Origin of the sequence: Streptococcus sp. 2579 (assembly GCF_013277195.1) — a bacterium.
Classification (GTDB): Bacteria; Bacillota; Bacilli; order Lactobacillales; family Streptococcaceae; genus Streptococcus.
Genome location: NZ_VMMM01000023.1, coordinates 1 through 17126, shown reverse-complemented (window position 1 = coordinate 17126; position 17126 = coordinate 1). Strand labels below are relative to the sequence as shown.

General features: G+C 38.7%; 18 protein-coding genes and 1 pseudogene. 14 read left to right on the top strand and 5 right to left on the bottom strand.

What is annotated here, in order from left to right:
• The first annotated feature begins 25 nt into the window (after window positions 1-25).
• The 4 genes from HT725_RS09500 (at window position 26) to trxB (ending at window position 2848) form a co-directional block, all read left to right on the top strand.
• Entirely contained in the window at window positions 26-826 is an 801-nt protein-coding gene (locus HT725_RS09500) for an amino acid ABC transporter permease (RefSeq protein WP_001103446.1), read from the top strand.
• Complete coding sequence (locus HT725_RS09495; RefSeq protein WP_173253485.1) at window positions 826-1569, top strand: amino acid ABC transporter ATP-binding protein; 744 nt, start codon at window positions 826-828, stop codon at window positions 1567-1569. Before HT725_RS09500 ends, HT725_RS09495 begins: the two co-directional genes overlap by 1 nt.
• A gap of 77 nt (window positions 1570-1646) precedes the next feature.
• The gene (locus HT725_RS09490; RefSeq protein ID WP_000926599.1) at window positions 1647-1871 is read left to right on the top strand and encodes a DUF4059 family protein; all 225 of its coding nucleotides are present in this window, start codon (window positions 1647-1649) and stop codon (window positions 1869-1871) included.
• Window positions 1872-1936: 65 nt separating this feature from the next.
• Window positions 1937-2848, top strand: a complete 912-nt coding sequence (gene trxB, locus HT725_RS09485; RefSeq protein WP_173253484.1) for a thioredoxin-disulfide reductase — start codon at window positions 1937-1939, stop codon at window positions 2846-2848.
• A 38-nt stretch (window positions 2849-2886) separates the two neighbouring features.
• On the opposite strand, the gene rlmB is transcribed toward trxB, so the two are convergent.
• Together rlmB and def are read right to left on the bottom strand one after the other, a co-directional pair.
• Window positions 2887-3615, bottom strand: coding sequence for a 23S rRNA (guanosine(2251)-2'-O)-methyltransferase RlmB (rlmB, locus tag HT725_RS09480; RefSeq protein WP_000855742.1), 729 nt, complete (start codon window positions 3613-3615; stop codon window positions 2887-2889).
• A 44-nt stretch (window positions 3616-3659) separates the two neighbouring features.
• The gene (def, locus tag HT725_RS09475) at window positions 3660-4271 is read right to left on the bottom strand and encodes a peptide deformylase (RefSeq protein WP_004260025.1); all 612 of its coding nucleotides are present in this window, start codon (window positions 4269-4271) and stop codon (window positions 3660-3662) included.
• A gap of 174 nt (window positions 4272-4445) precedes the next feature.
• On the opposite strand from def, the gene HT725_RS09470 reads away from it, so the two are divergent.
• The 6 genes from HT725_RS09470 (at window position 4446) to HT725_RS09445 (ending at window position 9897) form a co-directional block, all read left to right on the top strand.
• Window positions 4446-5765 carry a CapA family protein gene (locus HT725_RS09470; protein ID WP_173253483.1) on the top strand — a complete coding sequence of 440 codons (1320 nt, stop codon included), beginning with the start codon at window positions 4446-4448 and terminating at the stop codon, window positions 5763-5765.
• Window positions 5766-5786: 21 nt separating this feature from the next.
• A complete protein-coding gene (locus tag HT725_RS09465; protein WP_173218670.1) occupies window positions 5787-6614 on the top strand; it encodes an HAD family hydrolase in 828 nt (275 codons plus the stop codon).
• Window position 6615: 1 nt separating this feature from the next.
• A complete protein-coding gene (locus tag HT725_RS09460) occupies window positions 6616-7251 on the top strand; it encodes a GDSL-type esterase/lipase family protein (RefSeq protein WP_173218671.1) in 636 nt (211 codons plus the stop codon).
• 83 nt (window positions 7252-7334) lie between these two features.
• The gene (locus HT725_RS09455) at window positions 7335-8060 is read left to right on the top strand and encodes a CppA N-terminal domain-containing protein (protein ID WP_173218672.1); all 726 of its coding nucleotides are present in this window, start codon (window positions 7335-7337) and stop codon (window positions 8058-8060) included.
• Window positions 8057-8992 (top strand): serine hydrolase domain-containing protein, encoded by a 936-nt coding sequence (locus tag HT725_RS09450; protein ID WP_173218673.1) that lies wholly within the window; start codon window positions 8057-8059, stop codon window positions 8990-8992. The genes HT725_RS09455 and HT725_RS09450 overlap by 4 nt, the downstream gene beginning before the upstream one ends.
• Window positions 8993-9000: 8 nt before the next feature.
• Window positions 9001-9897 carry a DMT family transporter gene (locus HT725_RS09445; protein ID WP_173218674.1) on the top strand — a complete coding sequence of 299 codons (897 nt, stop codon included), beginning with the start codon at window positions 9001-9003 and terminating at the stop codon, window positions 9895-9897.
• Window positions 9898-9941: 44 nt separating this feature from the next.
• Here HT725_RS09445 and HT725_RS09440 read toward each other — a convergent pair whose 3' ends face one another.
• On the bottom strand, window positions 9942-10640 hold the full coding sequence (locus tag HT725_RS09440) for a GntR family transcriptional regulator (protein ID WP_125452984.1): 699 nt from the start codon (window positions 10638-10640) through the stop codon (window positions 9942-9944).
• A gap of 141 nt (window positions 10641-10781) precedes the next feature.
• Here HT725_RS09440 and guaA point away from each other — a divergent pair, with 141 nt between their 5' ends.
• Window positions 10782-12344, top strand: coding sequence for a glutamine-hydrolyzing GMP synthase (gene guaA, locus HT725_RS09435; protein WP_000065711.1), 1563 nt, complete (start codon window positions 10782-10784; stop codon window positions 12342-12344).
• 90 nt (window positions 12345-12434) lie between these two features.
• Window positions 12435-13277: a type II restriction endonuclease gene (locus HT725_RS09430; RefSeq protein WP_173218675.1), complete on the top strand. Its 843-nt coding sequence runs from the start codon at window positions 12435-12437 to the stop codon at window positions 13275-13277.
• A 33-nt stretch (window positions 13278-13310) separates the two neighbouring features.
• Here the strand turns inward: HT725_RS09430 and HT725_RS09425 are convergent, their stop codons facing one another.
• A complete protein-coding gene (locus HT725_RS09425; RefSeq protein ID WP_173218676.1) occupies window positions 13311-14219 on the bottom strand; it encodes a Dam family site-specific DNA-(adenine-N6)-methyltransferase in 909 nt (302 codons plus the stop codon).
• A 293-nt stretch (window positions 14220-14512) separates the two neighbouring features.
• On the bottom strand, window positions 14513-14887 hold the full coding sequence (locus HT725_RS09420) for a hypothetical protein (protein ID WP_173218677.1): 375 nt from the start codon (window positions 14885-14887) through the stop codon (window positions 14513-14515).
• Between the two features lie 443 nt (window positions 14888-15330).
• Between HT725_RS09420 and HT725_RS09415 the strand changes: the two genes are divergently transcribed.
• Together HT725_RS09415 and HT725_RS09410 are read left to right on the top strand one after the other, a co-directional pair.
• Entirely contained in the window at window positions 15331-16617 is a 1287-nt protein-coding gene (locus tag HT725_RS09415; protein ID WP_173218678.1) for a U32 family peptidase, read from the top strand.
• 359 nt (window positions 16618-16976) lie between these two features.
• Window positions 16977-17126: pseudogene (locus HT725_RS09410) on the top strand (ATP-binding cassette domain-containing protein); the annotation flags it as partial.

Sequence of the window (17126 nt, the reverse complement as noted above, 5' to 3'; positions counted from 1 at the left end):
ATCATTATCAGGAGAGGATGTTTTTATGAATGTTACAACGATTTTAGCATCAGATTGGTACCAAAATTTGATGCAATTGATTCCGGATGGCAAGCTGTTTAGCCTGCGTTCGGTCTTTGATGGAATTCCGAGAATTGTCCAACAACTTCCAACAACGATTATGTTGACAATTGGTGGTGCCTTTTTTGGCTTGGTTTTGGCGCTTCTTTTTGCCATTGTGAAGATCAATCGTGTCAAGATTTTATATCCCTTGCAGGCCTTCTTTGTTAGTTTCTTAAAAGGGACACCGATTTTGGTGCAACTCATGTTGACCTACTACGGAATTCCTTTGGCTTTGAAAGCTCTCAATCAGCAATGGGGAACTGGTCTCAATATCAATGCGATTCCAGCCGCTGCTTTTGCGATTGTCGCCTTTGCCTTTAATGAGGCAGCTTATGCTAGTGAAACCATTCGTGCAGCCATTCTCTCAGTTAATCCTGGTGAAATTGAGGCGGCACGCAGTCTGGGGATGACCCGAGCACAAGTTTATCGTCGCGTGATTATTCCAAATGCAGCCGTTGTGGCGACTCCAACTTTAATCAATTCCCTAATCGGCTTGACCAAGGGAACTTCTCTAGCCTTTAGTGCGGGTGTTGTGGAAGTCTTTGCCCAAGCTCAGATTTTGGGTGGTGCCGATTATCGTTACTTTGAACGCTTTATCTCCGTTGCCCTTGTTTATTGGGTAGTCAATATCGGAATTGAAAGTCTCGGTCGTTTCATCGAGAGAAAAATGGCTATTTCTGCACCTGATACAGTGCAGACAGATGTGAAAGGGGACCTTCGTTAATGATTAAGATTTCGAATTTAAGCAAATCCTTTTCAGGACAGACTGTCTTGGATCATCTGGACTTGGATATCCAAAAAGGGGAAGTTGTAGCCTTGATTGGTTCTTCAGGAGCTGGAAAATCAACCTTTCTTCGCAGTCTCAATTATCTTGAAACACCTGACAGTGGCTCTATTCAGATTGATGATTTTTCAGTTGATTTTTCTAAAATCACTCAAGAAGAAATCCTTGCCCTACGCCGTAAGCTGTCTATGGTTTTCCAACAGTTTAATTTGTTTGAACGCCGCACAGCACTTGATAATGTGAAAGAAGGCTTGGTTGTTGTCAAGAAATTATCTGACCAAGAAGCAACCAAGATTGCCAAGGAAGAGTTGGCTAAGGTTGGACTTTCTGACCGTGAAAACCATTATCCTCGTCATTTATCAGGTGGACAGAAGCAACGGGTTGCCTTGGCGCGTGCTCTCGCTATGAAACCAGATGTCTTGCTCTTAGACGAACCAACTTCAGCCCTTGACCCAGAATTGGTCGGCGAAGTAGAAAAGTCTATTGCAGATGCTGCTAAGTCAGGTCAGACCATGATTTTGGTCAGTCATGACATGTCCTTTGTAGCCCAAGTGGCTGATAAGATTCTCTTCTTAGATAAGGGAAAAATCATTGAGTCTGGAACACCGGATGAGATTATCCACCATCCTAAAGAAGAGCGCATAAAAGAATTCTTTGCTAGTTACAAACGGACTTATATTTGATATAATAGATAAAGGAAAACTCAGTTAGCTGGACTAGCTGAGTTTACTCTTTAAAAAAGAAAGAAATGAGAGAAATCATGCTACTGCAACTATTTTCTTTATATTTCGAGAGTTTGATCTTGACCACCATCCTCGTCCTGATTTTTTTAGGGATTTGGATTGGACTGAGAGCCATGTCGGGAGTTGATAAGACAGCCAAGGCTCGCCAAGCACATCTCTATGATATGATTATGATTGGTGTCTTGGTTGTTCCAGTATTATCCTTTGCGGTTATGAGTTTAATTCTTGTTTTCAAGGCATAATCCTTGCATGATTGACAAGAAAGAGTTAGAATAAAGATAGTTACAACAAGAAAGAAGGAAACTATATGTACGATACTATTATTATCGGTGCTGGACCTGCAGGGATGACTGCAGCCTTGTATGCTGCTCGAAGCAATCTGAAAGTAGCCTTGATTGAAGGTGGTCTGCCAGGTGGTCAGATGAATAATACCTCTGATATTGAAAATTACCCAGGATATGCTAATATTAGTGGGCCAGAATTGGCAGAAAAGATGTTTGAACCGCTTGAAAATCTTGGTGTTGAGCACATTTATGGTTATGTTGAAAATGTCGAAGACCATGGTGATTTTAAGAAAGTGATGACTGATGACCAAACATATGAAACACGTACCGTTATCGTAGCAACTGGTTCTAAACACCGTCCTTTGGGAGTACCTGGAGAAGAAGAACTGAACAGTCGTGGTGTTTCTTACTGTGCCGTGTGTGATGGTGCTTTCTTCCGTGACCAAGATTTGTTGGTAGTTGGTGGCGGAGATTCAGCTGTTGAAGAAGCCCTCTTCTTGACTCGCTTTGCTAAGACTGTTACCATTGTTCACCGTCGTGACCAACTTCGTGCCCAAAAGGTTTTACAAGATCGCGCCTTTGCGAATGAGAAAATCAGCTTTATCTGGGATTCTGTAGTGAAGGAAATTAAGGGTGAAAACCGAGTAGAATCTGTCGTATTTGAAAATGTGAAAACAGGTCAAGTGACAGAACAAGCCTTCGGTGGCGTCTTTATCTATGTTGGATTGGACCCTCTTAGCGATTTTGTTAAAGGATTGAATGTCCAAGATCAGGCAGGATGGATTGTGACAGATAACCACATGAAAACTGCAGTTGATGGTATCTTTGCGGTTGGAGATGTTCGCTTGAAAGACCTTCGCCAAGTAACAACAGCAGTTGGAGATGGAGCTATCGCTGGTCAAGAAGCCTATAAATTTATAACAGAACATAGTTAATTATAAAAAGTTTCCAATCAGATGACTGGAAACTTTTTTTATAGTCTATTTCGGAAAACTTCGTACATGAGAATGGCTGCAGCAACACTGGCATTAAGGCTTTGAACATGTCCATTCATGGGAATGGTAATCATTTCATCGACCTGTTTTTTGATGTTGCTAGAGATACCTTTTCCTTCATTTCCAATGATGAGGGCAATTTTCCCTTTTGTATTCCACTTGTGGCAAGGAGTACCGTTCATATCCGTTCCAAAGGTCCAGAAGCCTTCATCCTTGAGTTTATCTAAGGTTTGACTGAGGTTGGTTACTCGGGCAATCGGAACGTGTTCAATAGCACCTGTGGCCGTTTTGGCAACGACAGGAGTTACTCCCACAGCACGGTGCTTGGGAATGATGACACCTGAAACATTGGTCGCATCAGCGGTTCTTAAGATGGAGCCTAAGTTGTGAGGATCAGTTAACCCGTCCAGAATCAATAGCAAAGGATTTTCTTCTTGTCGTGTTTTAGCAAGGATGTGATCCAGCTCGCTATAGGCAAATTCAGACACTCGTAAAACAAAACCTTGGTGGACAGCACCTTCAGTCATCTCAGAGAGGGATTTTTTTGAGGTCCAAGAAATGGACACCTTCTTTTCTGTAGCCAGTTCTTTGACTTTCTCAACATTCTTACCTCGGAGATCTTCTTGGAGGTAAAGTTTGTTTCCTGTGTTTGCAAGGAGGGCTTCGGTAACGGCGTGGACGCCATAGACAATATCATTTGTTTTCATGCCTCTATTATAACACAAAACCCCGTCTTGCAACGGGATTTTCTTTATTCTAGAATCAGTAAACCATCTTTAACTGCAAATGGGTCTTTTTCATTGATACGATCGTAAAACATGATACCGTTGATGTGGTCAATTTCATGCTGAACAACGATGGAGTTGTAGCCTTTGAGTTTGATGCGGTGTTTTTCTCCATCCTTGTCAAAGTAGTCAACAGTAACTCGAGCATGGCGCACCACATAGCCAGGCACGTTGCGGTCTACAGACAGGCAACCTTCTCCTTCGCCAAGAGCAGCGTCTTGAACAGAGTGAGAGACGATTTTTGGATTGTACATAATAGCTTGCAAGTCGTAAGCTTCCTCTGGAGTTTCGCCTTCTTCGACAATGTTTGGCACCAAAACAGCGATAATGCGTTTTGAGATATCTAATTGAGGAGCAGCCAGTCCAACACCACCGCGGAGCCCCATTTTTTCAGCCATGACAGGATCTTGGGAATGTTTGAGGAATTGCATCATCTTTTCGCCTAGGATGATTTCCTGGTCAGATAGGGGGAAAGTGACTTCCTCAGCAACTGCGCGTAGAGTTGGATTCCCCTCGCGGATAATATCGTTCATATCAATTAAGTGAGCAGCTTTTGTAATACGTTCTATAGCAGACATTTTCTCTCCTTTCATTACCTCTACATGATAACACAAAATGACAAGGATTGAAAGTATTACAGCCTTTAGGATTTATAGAAAATAGATAGGAAGTTCAATTCAATTGTGAAAGAAATCCTTATCTGTGATATAATAAAAAGAAAAGGCTTGCATAAGAAAGTAGGGAGAATGAAGATGAAAAGAAGACAAGATAGAAATCAGGGTGGTTTAGCTTTTCGTTTTATGAAGGGCTTGGTAAACTTTTTTAGGAGCTATCGCAGGTGGAGCAATAAAGGATTTGTGGCGGTACTCTTGCTAGCAGTTGCTTTATCAATGGGCTTGGTCTTGTTGTTTGAAAGTTTCCAAGGCATGCCTCTGACCAGTCAAAAACGAGATACTATTTCTCAAGAAGGGACTAAGCAAAAGTCTCAGGAGCAGGAAGAGGAAAAATCTGCTAGAATTATGGCCAACGGAGATTTGCTCTACCACGATGGACTTTTCTTTTCAGCTAAAAAAGAAGACGGTACCTATGACTTTCATGAGAATTTTGAGTATGTGACACCTTGGCTTAAGCAAGCAGATTTAGCTATTGGTGACTTTGAAGGAACCATTAATAAGGATCATTATTTAGCAGGTTATCCTCTCTTTAATGCTCCTGCTGAAGTTATGGATGCCATTAAGGATGCAGGTTATCATGTGCTGGATTTAGCTCATAATCATATTTTGGATTCGCAAATTGAGGGAGTTATTTCAACGGCTGATATTATTGAGAAAGCTGGAATCACTCCAATCGGAGTTTATACGCATGAACCACGTGATCAGGCTCCGCTGGTCATTAAGGAAGTGAATGGGATCAAGGTTGCTCTTTTGGCCTATTCTTATGGATTCAATGGAATTGAGCAGTATATTTCTCAGGAAGACTATAATCGTTATCTTTCAGATTTAAACGAAGATAAGATGAAGGCTGAAATTGAACGGGCAGAGAAGGAGGCAGATATCACCATTATCATGCCTCAGATGGGTGTGGAGTATCGCTTGGAACCAACTGAAGAACAAAAAGCTCTTTATCACAAGATGATTGATTGGGGGGCGGATATCATCTTTGGAGGGCATCCACACGTTGTGGAGCCATCTGAAATTGTTGAAAAAGATGGAGAAAAGAAACTCATTATCTATTCAATGGGGAACTTCATTTCCAATCAACGGATTGAATCTATGGGAGATGAAGAAAATGCTAAGTGGACTGAACGTGGTGTTCTTATGGACGTGACCATTAAGAAGAAGGATAGAAAAACAACTATCGGAACAGCTAAAGCTCATCCTACTTGGGTCAATCGAACACCAAAGGGAACCTTTTCACCAGAAGGCTATCCTTTATATCATTACCAAACCTATATCTTAGAAGATTTTATCGAGGGTGGCAGTCATCGTGATCAATTAGATGAAGCGACTAAGGAACGAATTGATACAGCCTATAAAGAAATGAACGAACATGTGGGATTGAAGTGGGATTAGTTTGAATCCAGAGGAAAGTAAATGACGATTAAAGTAATTGCGACAGATATGGATGGAACCTTGCTGGATGCTAGAGGCCAGCTGGATCTCCCACGATTGGAAAAGATTTTAGATCAGTTGGATAAAAGGGGCATTCGTTTTGTTATCGCGACGGGCAATGAAATTCACCGCATGAGGCAACTACTGGAGAACTTGGTCAATAGAGTGGTTCTGGTTGTTGCCAACGGTGCTCGTATTTTTGAAAACAATGAACTGATTCAGGCTCAGACTTGGGATGATGCCATTGTTGATAAGGCTTTGGCTCATTTCAAGGGTCGAGCGTGTCAGAACCAGTTTGTTGTAACGGGGATGAAGGGTGGTTTCGTCAAAGAAGGTACGATTTTTACAGACCTTGAAAGTTTTATGACTCCAGAAATGATTGAAAAATTCTACCAACGGATGCAGTTTGTGGATGAATTAACCTCTGACCTCTTTGGTGGTGTGCTCAAGATGAGTATGGTTGTTGGTGAGGAACGTTTGAGTTCGGTCTTGGAAGAAATCAATGACCTCTTTGATGGCCGTGTTCGGGCTGTATCCAGTGGCTATGGTTGCATTGATATCCTCCAAGCTGGAATTCATAAAGCATGGGGCTTGGAAGAATTACTCAAGCGCTGGAACTTGACCTCCCAACAAATCATGGCTTTTGGTGACAGTGAAAATGATGTTGAAATGCTTGAAATGGCTGGAATTGCCTATGCGATGGAAAATGCTGATGAGAAAGCCAAAGCTGTGGCGACTGCTCTAGCGCCAGCCAATAGCCAAGGAGGAGTTTATCAAGTATTGGAAAACTGGTTAGAAAAAGGAGAATGAAGTGGCAGTACAGTTATTAGAAAATTGGCTCCTAAAGGAACAAGAAAAAATCCAAACCAAGTATCGTCACTTAAATCAGGTTTCTGTTCTAGAGCCAGATGTTCTTTTTATTGGGGATTCCATTGTCGAGTATTATCCTATACAGGAGCTATTTGGAACTTCGAAGACGATTGTCAATCGAGGCATTCGAGGTTATCAGACAGGGTTGTTACTTGAGAACCTCGATGCGCATCTGTACGGTGGAGCAGTAGATAAAATTGTCCTTTTAACTGGGACGAACGATATTGGAAAAGATGTGCCTGTGAATGAGGCTCTCAATAATCTCGAAGCTATCATACAGTCTATTGCTCGCGATTATCCATTGACAGAGATAAAATTGCTTTCCATTTTGCCAGTCAATGAGGGAGAGGAGTACCAGCAGACAGTCTATATCCGTACGAATGAAAAAATTCAGAAATGGAATCAAGTCTATAAAGAACTTGCTTCTGCCTATATGCAGGTGGAATTTGTGCCAGTTTTTGATAGTTTGACAGACCAAGCAGGCCAACTCAAAAAAGAATATACAACTGATGGATTGCACCTCAGTGTTGCTGGTTATCAGGTTTTGACCAAAGCTTTGAAAGATTATCTTTACTAAATAGCTAAATAATGGTAAATTTGAGCATAATATCTTGTAAAAAATTCTAAAATCCTTTAAAATAAAAAGTGATAGAGGAATTTATGAATGTAAATCAGATTGTACGGATTATTCCTACTTTAAAAGTTAATAATAGAAAATTAAATGAAACATTTTATATTGAAACCCTTGGCATGAAGGCCTTATTAGAAGAGTCGGCCTTTCTATCACTAGGCGACCAAACAGGTCTTGAGAAGCTGGTTTTGGAAGAAGCACCAAGCATGCGTACTCGTAAGGTAGAGGGACGAAAAAAACTGGCTAGATTGATTATCAAGGTGGAAAATCCCTTGGAAATCGAAGAACTCTTATCTAAAACAGATTCGATTCATCAATTATATAAAGGTCAAAATGGATACGCTTTTGAAATTTTCTCACCAGAAGATGATTTGATTTTGATTCATGCGGAAGATGACAGAGCAAGTCTAGTAGAAGTAGGAGAAAAGCCTGAATTTCAAACAGATTTGGAATTAATTTCTTTAAGTAAATTTGAGATTTCTATGGAATTACATCTCCCAACTGATGTCGATAGTTACTTGGAACTATCTGAAATTGGGGAGTCACTTGATTTTATCCCAGCTCAGGGGCAGGATTTGACTGTGGACAATACGGCTACTTGGGATTTATCTATGCTCAAGTTCTTGGTCAATGAATTAGACATAGCAAGTCTTCGTAAGAAGTTTGAGTCTACAGAATATTTTATTCCTAAGTCTGAAAAATTCTTCCTTGGTAAAGATAGAAATAATGTTGAATTGTGGTTTGAAAAAGTATGAAGTGGACCAAGATTATTAAAAAAATAGAAGAACAAATCGAGGCAGGGATCTATCCCGGAGCCTCTTTTGCATATTTTAAGGACAATCAATGGACGGAGTTCTATTTAGGCCAGAGTGATCCAGAACATGGCTTGGATACTGAGGCAGGACTAGTTTATGACCTAGCCAGTGTCAGCAAGGTTGTTGGGGTTGGTACTGTTTTCACCTTCTTGTGGGAAAACGGTCAATTAGATATTGACAGACCAGTAACCGATTTTTTACCTGAAAGTGATTATCCAGATATCACTATTCGTCAACTCTTGACTCACGCAACAGATCTTGATCCTTTTATTCCTAACCGTGATCTTTTAACAGCTTCAGAATTAAAGGAAGCCATGTTTCATCTCAACAGACGAAGTCACCCAGCCTTTCTTTATTCAGATGTTCATTTTTTACTGTTGGGTTTTATGTTAGAAAGAATCTTCGATCAAGACTTGGATGTGATTATACAGGAGCAAGTTTGGAAACCTTGGGGAATGGATGAAACCCAGTTTGGGCCTGTTGAGTATGCTGTTCCAACAGTTAGAGGTGTAGAGTCTGGCGTGGTACATGATCCCAAGGCTCGCCTCCTGGGCAGACATGCAGGTAGTGCTGGTTTATTTTCGACTGTAACGGATTTACAAATCTTTTTAGAACACTATTTAGTAGATGATTTTGCAGGAGATTTGAGTCAAAATTTTTCTCCTTTGGATGACAAGGAACGTTCTTTGGCATGGAATTTGGAAGGAGATTGGCTAGACCATACGGGTTATACAGGTACCTTTATTATGTGGAATCGTCAGAAGCAAGAAGCGGCTATTTTCCTATCAAATCGTACCTATGAAAAGGATGAGAGGGCTCAATGGATTGTAGACCGCAATCAAGTGATGAACTTGATTCGCAAAGAAGAGTAAGGAGAACCATGTCAAATAGTTTAAAAGGGACTTTACTAACAGTTGTGGCTGGTATTGCTTGGGGCTTGTCAGGAACGAGTGGTCAATACCTGATGGCGCATGGAATTTCGGCTCTGGTTTTGACCAACTTGCGTCTTTTAATCGCTGGTGGAGTTCTCATGTTCTTGGCTTATGCTACTGCAAAGGATAAAATGCTGGCCTTTTTAAAGGATAGAAAGAGTTTGCTGTCTCTTCTTATTTTTGCTCTAATTGGTCTATTCCTCAATCAATTTGCCTATCTAACTGCTATTCAGGAGACCAATGCAGGTACTGCGACGGTGCTTCAGTATGTTTGTCCTGTTGGGATTTTGATTTATAGCTGTATCAAGGATAAGGTGGCGCCAACACTGGGAGAGATTGTTTCCATTATATTAGCCATCGGAGGAACCTTCCTGATCGCAACTCATGGGCAGTTGGACCAGTTATCCATTACACCTTCTGGCCTATTCTGGGGTCTCTTTTCTGCCTTGACTTATGCTCTGTATATCATTTTACCCATAGCCTTGATTAAGAAGTGGGGGAGTAGCTTGGTCATTGGTGTGGGAATGGTCATAGCAGGTTTGGTCGCCCTTCCTTTTACAGGGGTTCTACAGACTGCTATCCCAACCAGTCTTGATTTTCTCCTTGCCTTTGCAGGTATTATCCTTATCGGGACTGTCTTTGCCTATACAGCCTTCTTAAAAGGAGCCAGTCTGATTGGGCCGGTCAAGTCAAGTTTGTTGGCTTCAATTGAGCCAATTTCGGCTGTTTTCTTTGCCTTCTTAATCATGAATGAACAATTTTATCCCATTGATTTTCTTGGTATGGCAATGATATTATTTGCTGTAACTTTGATTTCGTTGAAAGATTTACTCTTAGAAAAATAAAAAGACTCTTTGTCGTCCGTGACAGAGAGTTTTTGCATAGTAATCTAATTATTTTCAAGATAAAATTCAAAACGTTCGCCTACATATTGACTTTTTACGTATTCAAAAGCTGTCCCATCTTCTAGGTAAGAAACCTGAGTCAGTCCAAGAATAGCATGTCCTTTTTCAACTTCCAAATAGTGGGCAATTTTTTCTTTAGCGAGACGAGCATAGATAGTCTGCTGTGATTTGCCGATACGATAGCCATGTTTTTGTAGGGTTTGGAAGAAATGACTAGTGATTTCTTCTTTTTTAAAGTCCTTAATGAATTTTTCAGGAATAGAAGCAACTTCATAAACCAGAGGAACTTGGTCGGCATAGCGAACACGTTCCATTCGGATAATATTGTCCGTTGGAGAAATTCCTAGCTTGGCAACTTCCTGTTCATTTGGAATAGTTTTTCTGTAGGAAATGAGTTGGCTAGAGGGTACTTTACCTTGGGACTTAACAATTTCAGTAAAACTGGTTGTCCCTCGCATCTTTTCTTGTACTCGAGTACTGGAAACAAAGGTGCCGCTTCCTACACGGCGCTCTAAGACGCCTTCTTCGACTAATAGAGATACGGCTTGGCGGAGGGTCATGCGACTAACCGCAAACTGCTCTGCTAAGTCTCGTTCACTGGGAAGTCTCTCACCAATGGCCCAACGATGTTCGTCAATATCCTTTTTAATCTGATCATGGATTTTCATATAAGCGGGTAGCATATTTTTCACTTCATTTCTATCTTTTCTCTATTGTACCCCAATAAACTAGAAAAAGTCAATCTTCGCCTTGTTTAGTTGGTAATTCGCCCTTATTTGTGATAGAATATTGAAAAAAGATATTTCTTTTGAGAAAGGAAAAAGATGAGCAACATTTCAACTGATTTGCAAGATGTAGAAAAAATCATCGTATTGGACTATGGTAGCCAATACAACCAGCTGATTTCACGCCGTATCCGTGAGATTGGTGTTTTTTCAGAACTAAAAAGCCATAAAATTTCAGCTGCTGAAGTTCGTGAAATCAATCCTGTAGGAATTATCCTTTCAGGTGGTCCAAACTCTGTATACGAAGATGGTTCATTTGATATTGACCCAGAAATCTTCGAACTTGGTATTCCTATTTTGGGAATCTGTTACGGTATGCAGTTATTGACCCATAAACTTGGAGGAAAAGTTGTCCCTGCAGGTGATGCTGGAAATCGTGAATACGGTCAATCAACCCTAACTCACACACCATCAGCGCTTTTTGAATCAACACCAGACGAGCAGACTGTTTTGATGAGCCATGGTGATGCGGTCACTGAGATTCCTGCTGACTTTGTTCGTACTGGAACATCAGCTGACTGCCCTTATGCAGCCATTGAAAACCCAGATAAACACATTTACGGTATCCAATTCCATCCAGAAGTCCGTCATTCTGTATACGGAAATGATATCCTTCGTAACTTTGCCCTTAACATCTGTAAGGCTAAAGGCGATTGGTCAATGGATAACTTCATTGATATGCAGATCCAAAAAATTCGTGAAACCGTCGGTGATAAACGTGTCCTTCTTGGTCTATCAGGTGGTGTTGACTCTTCAGTTGTTGGAGTTCTTCTCCAAAAAGCGATTGGCGATCAATTGATCTGTATCTTCGTGGATCACGGTCTTCTTCGTAAAGGTGAAGCAGATCAGGTTATGGATATGCTTGGTGGTAAGTTTGGTTTGAATATCGTCAAAGCAGACGCTGCAAAACGCTTTCTTGACAAACTTGCTGGCGTTTCTGACCCTGAACAAAAACGTAAAATCATCGGTAACGAGTTTGTCTATGTCTTTGATGACGAAGCAAGCAAGCTCAAAGATGTGAAATTCCTTGCACAAGGAACTCTTTACACCGACGTGATCGAGTCTGGTACGGATACAGCTCAAACTATCAAGTCGCACCACAACGTGGGTGGTCTTCCAGAAGACATGCAATTTGAATTGATTGAACCACTCAACACTCTTTATAAAGATGAAGTTCGTGCCCTTGGTACAGAGCTTGGTATGCCAGACCATATTGTATGGCGCCAACCATTCCCAGGACCAGGACTTGCTATCCGTGTCATGGGTGAAATCACTGAAGAGAAACTTGAAACTGTTCGTGAATCAGATGCTATCCTTCGTGAGGAAATTGCTAAAGCTGGTCTTGACCGCGATATCTGGCAATACTTCACAGTTAATACAGGTGTTCGTTCAGTTGGTGTTATGGGTGACGGTCGTACGTATGACTATACAATTGCAATCCGTGCCATCACCTCTATTGATGGTATGACTGCTGATTTTGCCAAAATTCCTTGGGATGTCCTTCAAAAAATCTCAGTACGTATCGTAAATGAAGTAGATCACGTTAACCGTATCGTCTACGATATTACAAGTAAACCACCTGCAACAGTTGAGTGGGAATAAGAAAAATTACAATAAAAAGGCTTTGAAATCAATGTTTCAGAGCCTTTAATTAAATAATCGCAAACAATTCGCAAACAAAGGAGAAATAAGATGTGTGATGATATTTTTATTAAAACAATTATTGAAAAATTACCTAAAATAGATGATAAAAACGCTTGGGACTTACTTGGTTTTGTAAATGAAAAGAAAGAAGTTTTCCCATTTGGAAATGATTCAAAAATAATAGGACGATTATTTGAAGTGATAGTATATCCATATTTGCTTGAAGTTGCAGAGGAGTTAGGATATAAGTTGTTTGAATCTGAAAAGCAGACAGTCTATCCAGATTTTTATTTCTTGAAACCTGATAAGAAAAGAATTGCACTTGATATTAAAACAACTTATCGACAATTTGATAAACAAGGTCAAATTAAAGAGTTCAATTTTACAGCTGGAAGTTTTACTAGTTACTTAAGAAATGGAACTAAAAATATTGATGGTAATTATAGTGAATATGATAAGCATTATATTCTAGGTTTTCTATATTCAAGGAATGAAAGTGCAAGTATTAGAAAGGTTAATTTAGAATCAGAAGACATTTCTTCAATAGTACCAGCTTATAAAGATGTAGAATATTTTGTTCAAGAAAAATATAAAGTAGCTGGTACAAGTAAAGGAAGTGGAAATACAGATAACATTGGAACCTTTAAATCTAAAATAATTAAGGATTTTCAAGATGGTAATGGTCCTTTTAGTAAATTAGGGAACGACCTTTTCCATATTTATTGGGAAAATTTTCCTAAATATAAAGATTCTCAAGAAGTAAAAGATAAACTCTTTAATAACTTAGAGACATTTACAGAGTGGGGAAAAGAAACTAAACAATTATCAACCGAACAATTAACACGACTTGAAAAATATTTATCAGTTGAAACAAATAAAGAATGTGAATAATAAAAAAAGGATACACTTTGTATCCTTTTTTATTTAGAATAATAGAATTTGTTGTTGTTCGTGATAAACTTCTTCTAAATTCAAATGTTTTTCACTTATTACTAGGGCTTCTATCATTTTATTTCGATTAGATTCCTTTGCTCCTAAGTGATAAAAATGTTCAGTAGTTAACAACTTTCCATCCGTCCATTTTTCCATGTGGGTATTTTTTCTATACTGATTTTCGTACCACATACTAAAGGCGTATCCTGCTTTTCCTTTTTGAGTAAGTTCTGCGAGTAATGTCGCGTATTCTTCACTCCAAGAATCATAATATCCATCATATCGATCAATGTACGGAGGGTCTAAATAAACAAAGTCATTTTCTCCCATCATCTCAAATGCTTTAGTGAAAGGAATACAGATAAATTCCCAATCTTTACCCTTCATTATTTTTTCAATCCATGAAACTTGATTTACAATTTTTGTAATCAATGCTTTTTGAAATCTCTCTGGTTTTCGTCCAAAAGGAACATTATAATTACCTTTATTATTAAAACGTATCATTCCATTAAAATTGGAACGTTGTAAAAATAAAAAATCTAAAGAGCTATGTTCTTTATTAAATCTATCTCTAACTTCATAGTAATAAGATGTCTTATCAGCCGGAGTACTAGATAATTTAGTTGCTTCATTTTCTAAAAAAGTTCTAACTGTTTGAGCAGTAATCTTCTTTGATTGAATATCTTTGTAAAATTGAATGATATAGGGATTGGTGTCACTAAAAATAGCCTTCTGTGGTTCTAAATTAAAACCTACTACACCAGATCCCATAAATGGTTCAAAGTATGTTCCTTTACCATCCCACTTTATTGATTCAGCAATAAATGGAACTAATTTAGTTTTTATTCCTTGGATTTTAATAGGTGGTACTTTAGGTGTGATAATTTTTTTAGGTAACAATTGTAATTCTCCTCCCCTACTATATGTATTCTATTATAGCATTTTTTATACTTTTTTCTTCAAAAACTGATTATAAACTTCTCCTCTTCCTAAAATGTAAAGTTAAACGCATAAAATATTTAACACTACAAAAAATAGTCAAATAAATGCATTCTGCATTCAAAATTGGTCTAATCATTGTTAGTTCTCCTTTATATAATTTCAGTGTTGTAATTATTTCACGCCACTGTTATAAAATAAGTGTCGTGTTTTGTCGACACATAAAATTGAAATAAAAAAAATAGGCTTGAAGCCTAAATTTTTCCGTGACGCACTAAAAGAGAACCCCTCACTATCATTCTGATAACAAAAGAAGTGGTTACATAATTTGTTTCTGTATATAGAGGTAAAATCTTTTTTAACTCAGCAATATCATCAATAGTAGTTTGATTTACTTGTAAATCAGTTCGAGTTTTTGGGGCACTTCGTTCTTCAACTTGAGACCCAAATTTTAATACTTTATCCCAGTTTTGTTCAGCAGTAATTTTTTTAGAATCTAAATAAGCTTGATTTACGACAAACCCATTAGTAAGATGAAGATTATCAAATTCTCCAGTTGCTTTTATTTCTTTTTTTAGAGTATCGATGCTATTTCGTGTTTCTATTGCTAATCTGACAGCTAATCTCACTATCTCACCACCTTTTTTTACTAATACTATTATACAAAAAATGTTGTGTTTTTGCTACACATTAATTTCAACTCTGTAAACAATTTACAAATAACAGAAATTAATTTTAATAAATTCTTATAAAAATAACTGAGTATAAATCCTTAATTTCACACTATATCGAACCTTATCAATTTAGAAAACAGTTGAGTGGGAATAGTCATCTAAGAACTAATTTATATAGTATAACGGGCCAGTATCTTTGGATACTGGTTTTTGCTCTTTCCTAAACTTTTTGAATACTTGTTAAAACTGGGGTAATTTTCGATTGTTTAACAGTTATTATGCAAAGTCTAAAAGATTAGAATTGTCAAAACAATCTGTCTAGGCTTGATTTTATGGCTTATTTACTATAAAATGAGAAGGAAAAATGTCAAACTTTTATATTGCAAATAGGAGAAATTATGACAAAAACATTAAAACGTCCTGAGGTTTTATCACCTGCAGGGACTTTAGAGAAGCTAAAAGTAGCTGTTCAGTATGGGGCAGATGCTGTCTTTATCGGCGGTCAGGCCTATGGTCTTCGTAGCCGAGCAGGTAACTTTACCTTTGAACAGATGGAAGAAGGCGTCCAGTTTGCTGCCAAGTACGGTGCCAAGGTCTATGTAGCGGCTAATATGGTTATGCACGAAGGGAATGAAGAGGGAGCTGGTGAGTGGTTCCGTAAACTGCGTGATATCGGAATTGCGGCAGTTATTGTGTCTGACCCAGCCTTGATTATGATTGCAGCAACAGAAGCACCAGGTCTTGAAATCCATCTCTCTACCCAAGCAAGTGCCACTAACTATGAAACCCTTGAGTTCTGGAAAGAGCTAGGCTTAACACGTGTCGTTTTGGCGCGTGAGGTTTCAATGGAAGAATTAGCTGAAATTCGCAAACGTACAGATGTTGAGATTGAAGCCTTTGTCCACGGAGCCATGTGTATTTCTTACTCTGGGCGTTGTACTCTTTCAAACCACATGAGTATGCGTGATGCCAACCGTGGTGGTTGTTCTCAGTCTTGCCGTTGGAAATACGACCTTTACGATATGCCATTTGGGAAAGAACGTAAGAGCCTTAAGGGAGAGATTCCAGAAGAATTTTCAATGTCAGCCGTTGATATGTCTATGATTGACCATATTCCAGATATGATTGAAAATGGAGTGGACAGTCTTAAGATTGAAGGGCGTATGAAGTCTATTCACTACGTATCAACAGTAACCAACTGCTACAAGGCGGCTGTGGATGCCTATCTTGAAAGTCCTGAAAAGTTTGAATCTATCAAACAAGACTTGATTGATGAGATGTGGAAGGTTGCCCAACGTGAATTGGCAACAGGTTTTTACTATGGTACACCATCTGAAAATGAGCAGTTGTTTGGTGCTCGCCGTAAAATTCCTGAGTACAAGTTTGTTGCTGAAGTGGTTTCTTATGATGACGCAACACAAACAGCAACTATTCGTCAACGAAACGTCATTAACGAAGGCGATCAAGTTGAGTTTTATGGACCAGGTTTCCGTCATTTTGAAACTTATATTGAAGATTTGCACGATGCTAAAGGCAATAAAATCGACCGTGCTCCAAATCCAATGGAGCTATTGACTATTAAGGTGCCTCAACCTGTTCAAGCAGGAGACATGGTTCGTGCATTAAAAGAAGGACTCATCAATCTTTACAAAGAAGATGGAACTAGTGTCACAGTTCGAGCTTAATGTAGTTGTTTAGTTTTAAAAAATTATGCAAAGCTCCATATACAACACTTAAACGAGATTAAAGAATGGCGAAATCCCTTGATGTGCAAGGGATTAGCTGTCCTTTTTTATTTTTTAAGTGATAAAGTCGGAGCTTAGGTATCCAAAGCCTATCAAATTAAACAAAGAAGCGATGCCGTCGATATTTTGAAATTATATATTTAAACTAAAAACTCTCTATCTTTTTGTGGTAGAGAGTTTTTTTGTTAATAAAATTTTACAAAATGACATTTATATATTGTATTAAGTTAGATATATGATATAATGTTGTTAAAAAGAGGCGCAACTTTTTAAACTCAATAAGAATCAAAGAGCAAACAATGAATATTAATGGAGGAATAAAAAATGGAAGTTATAAATGTAAGTAAGCATTATGGCCATTCAATCATTCTCAAAGGTATAAATTTTGCACTTAATAAGGGTGAAATTGTTGGTCTAGTAGGGAGAAACGGAGTTGGTAAGAGTACATT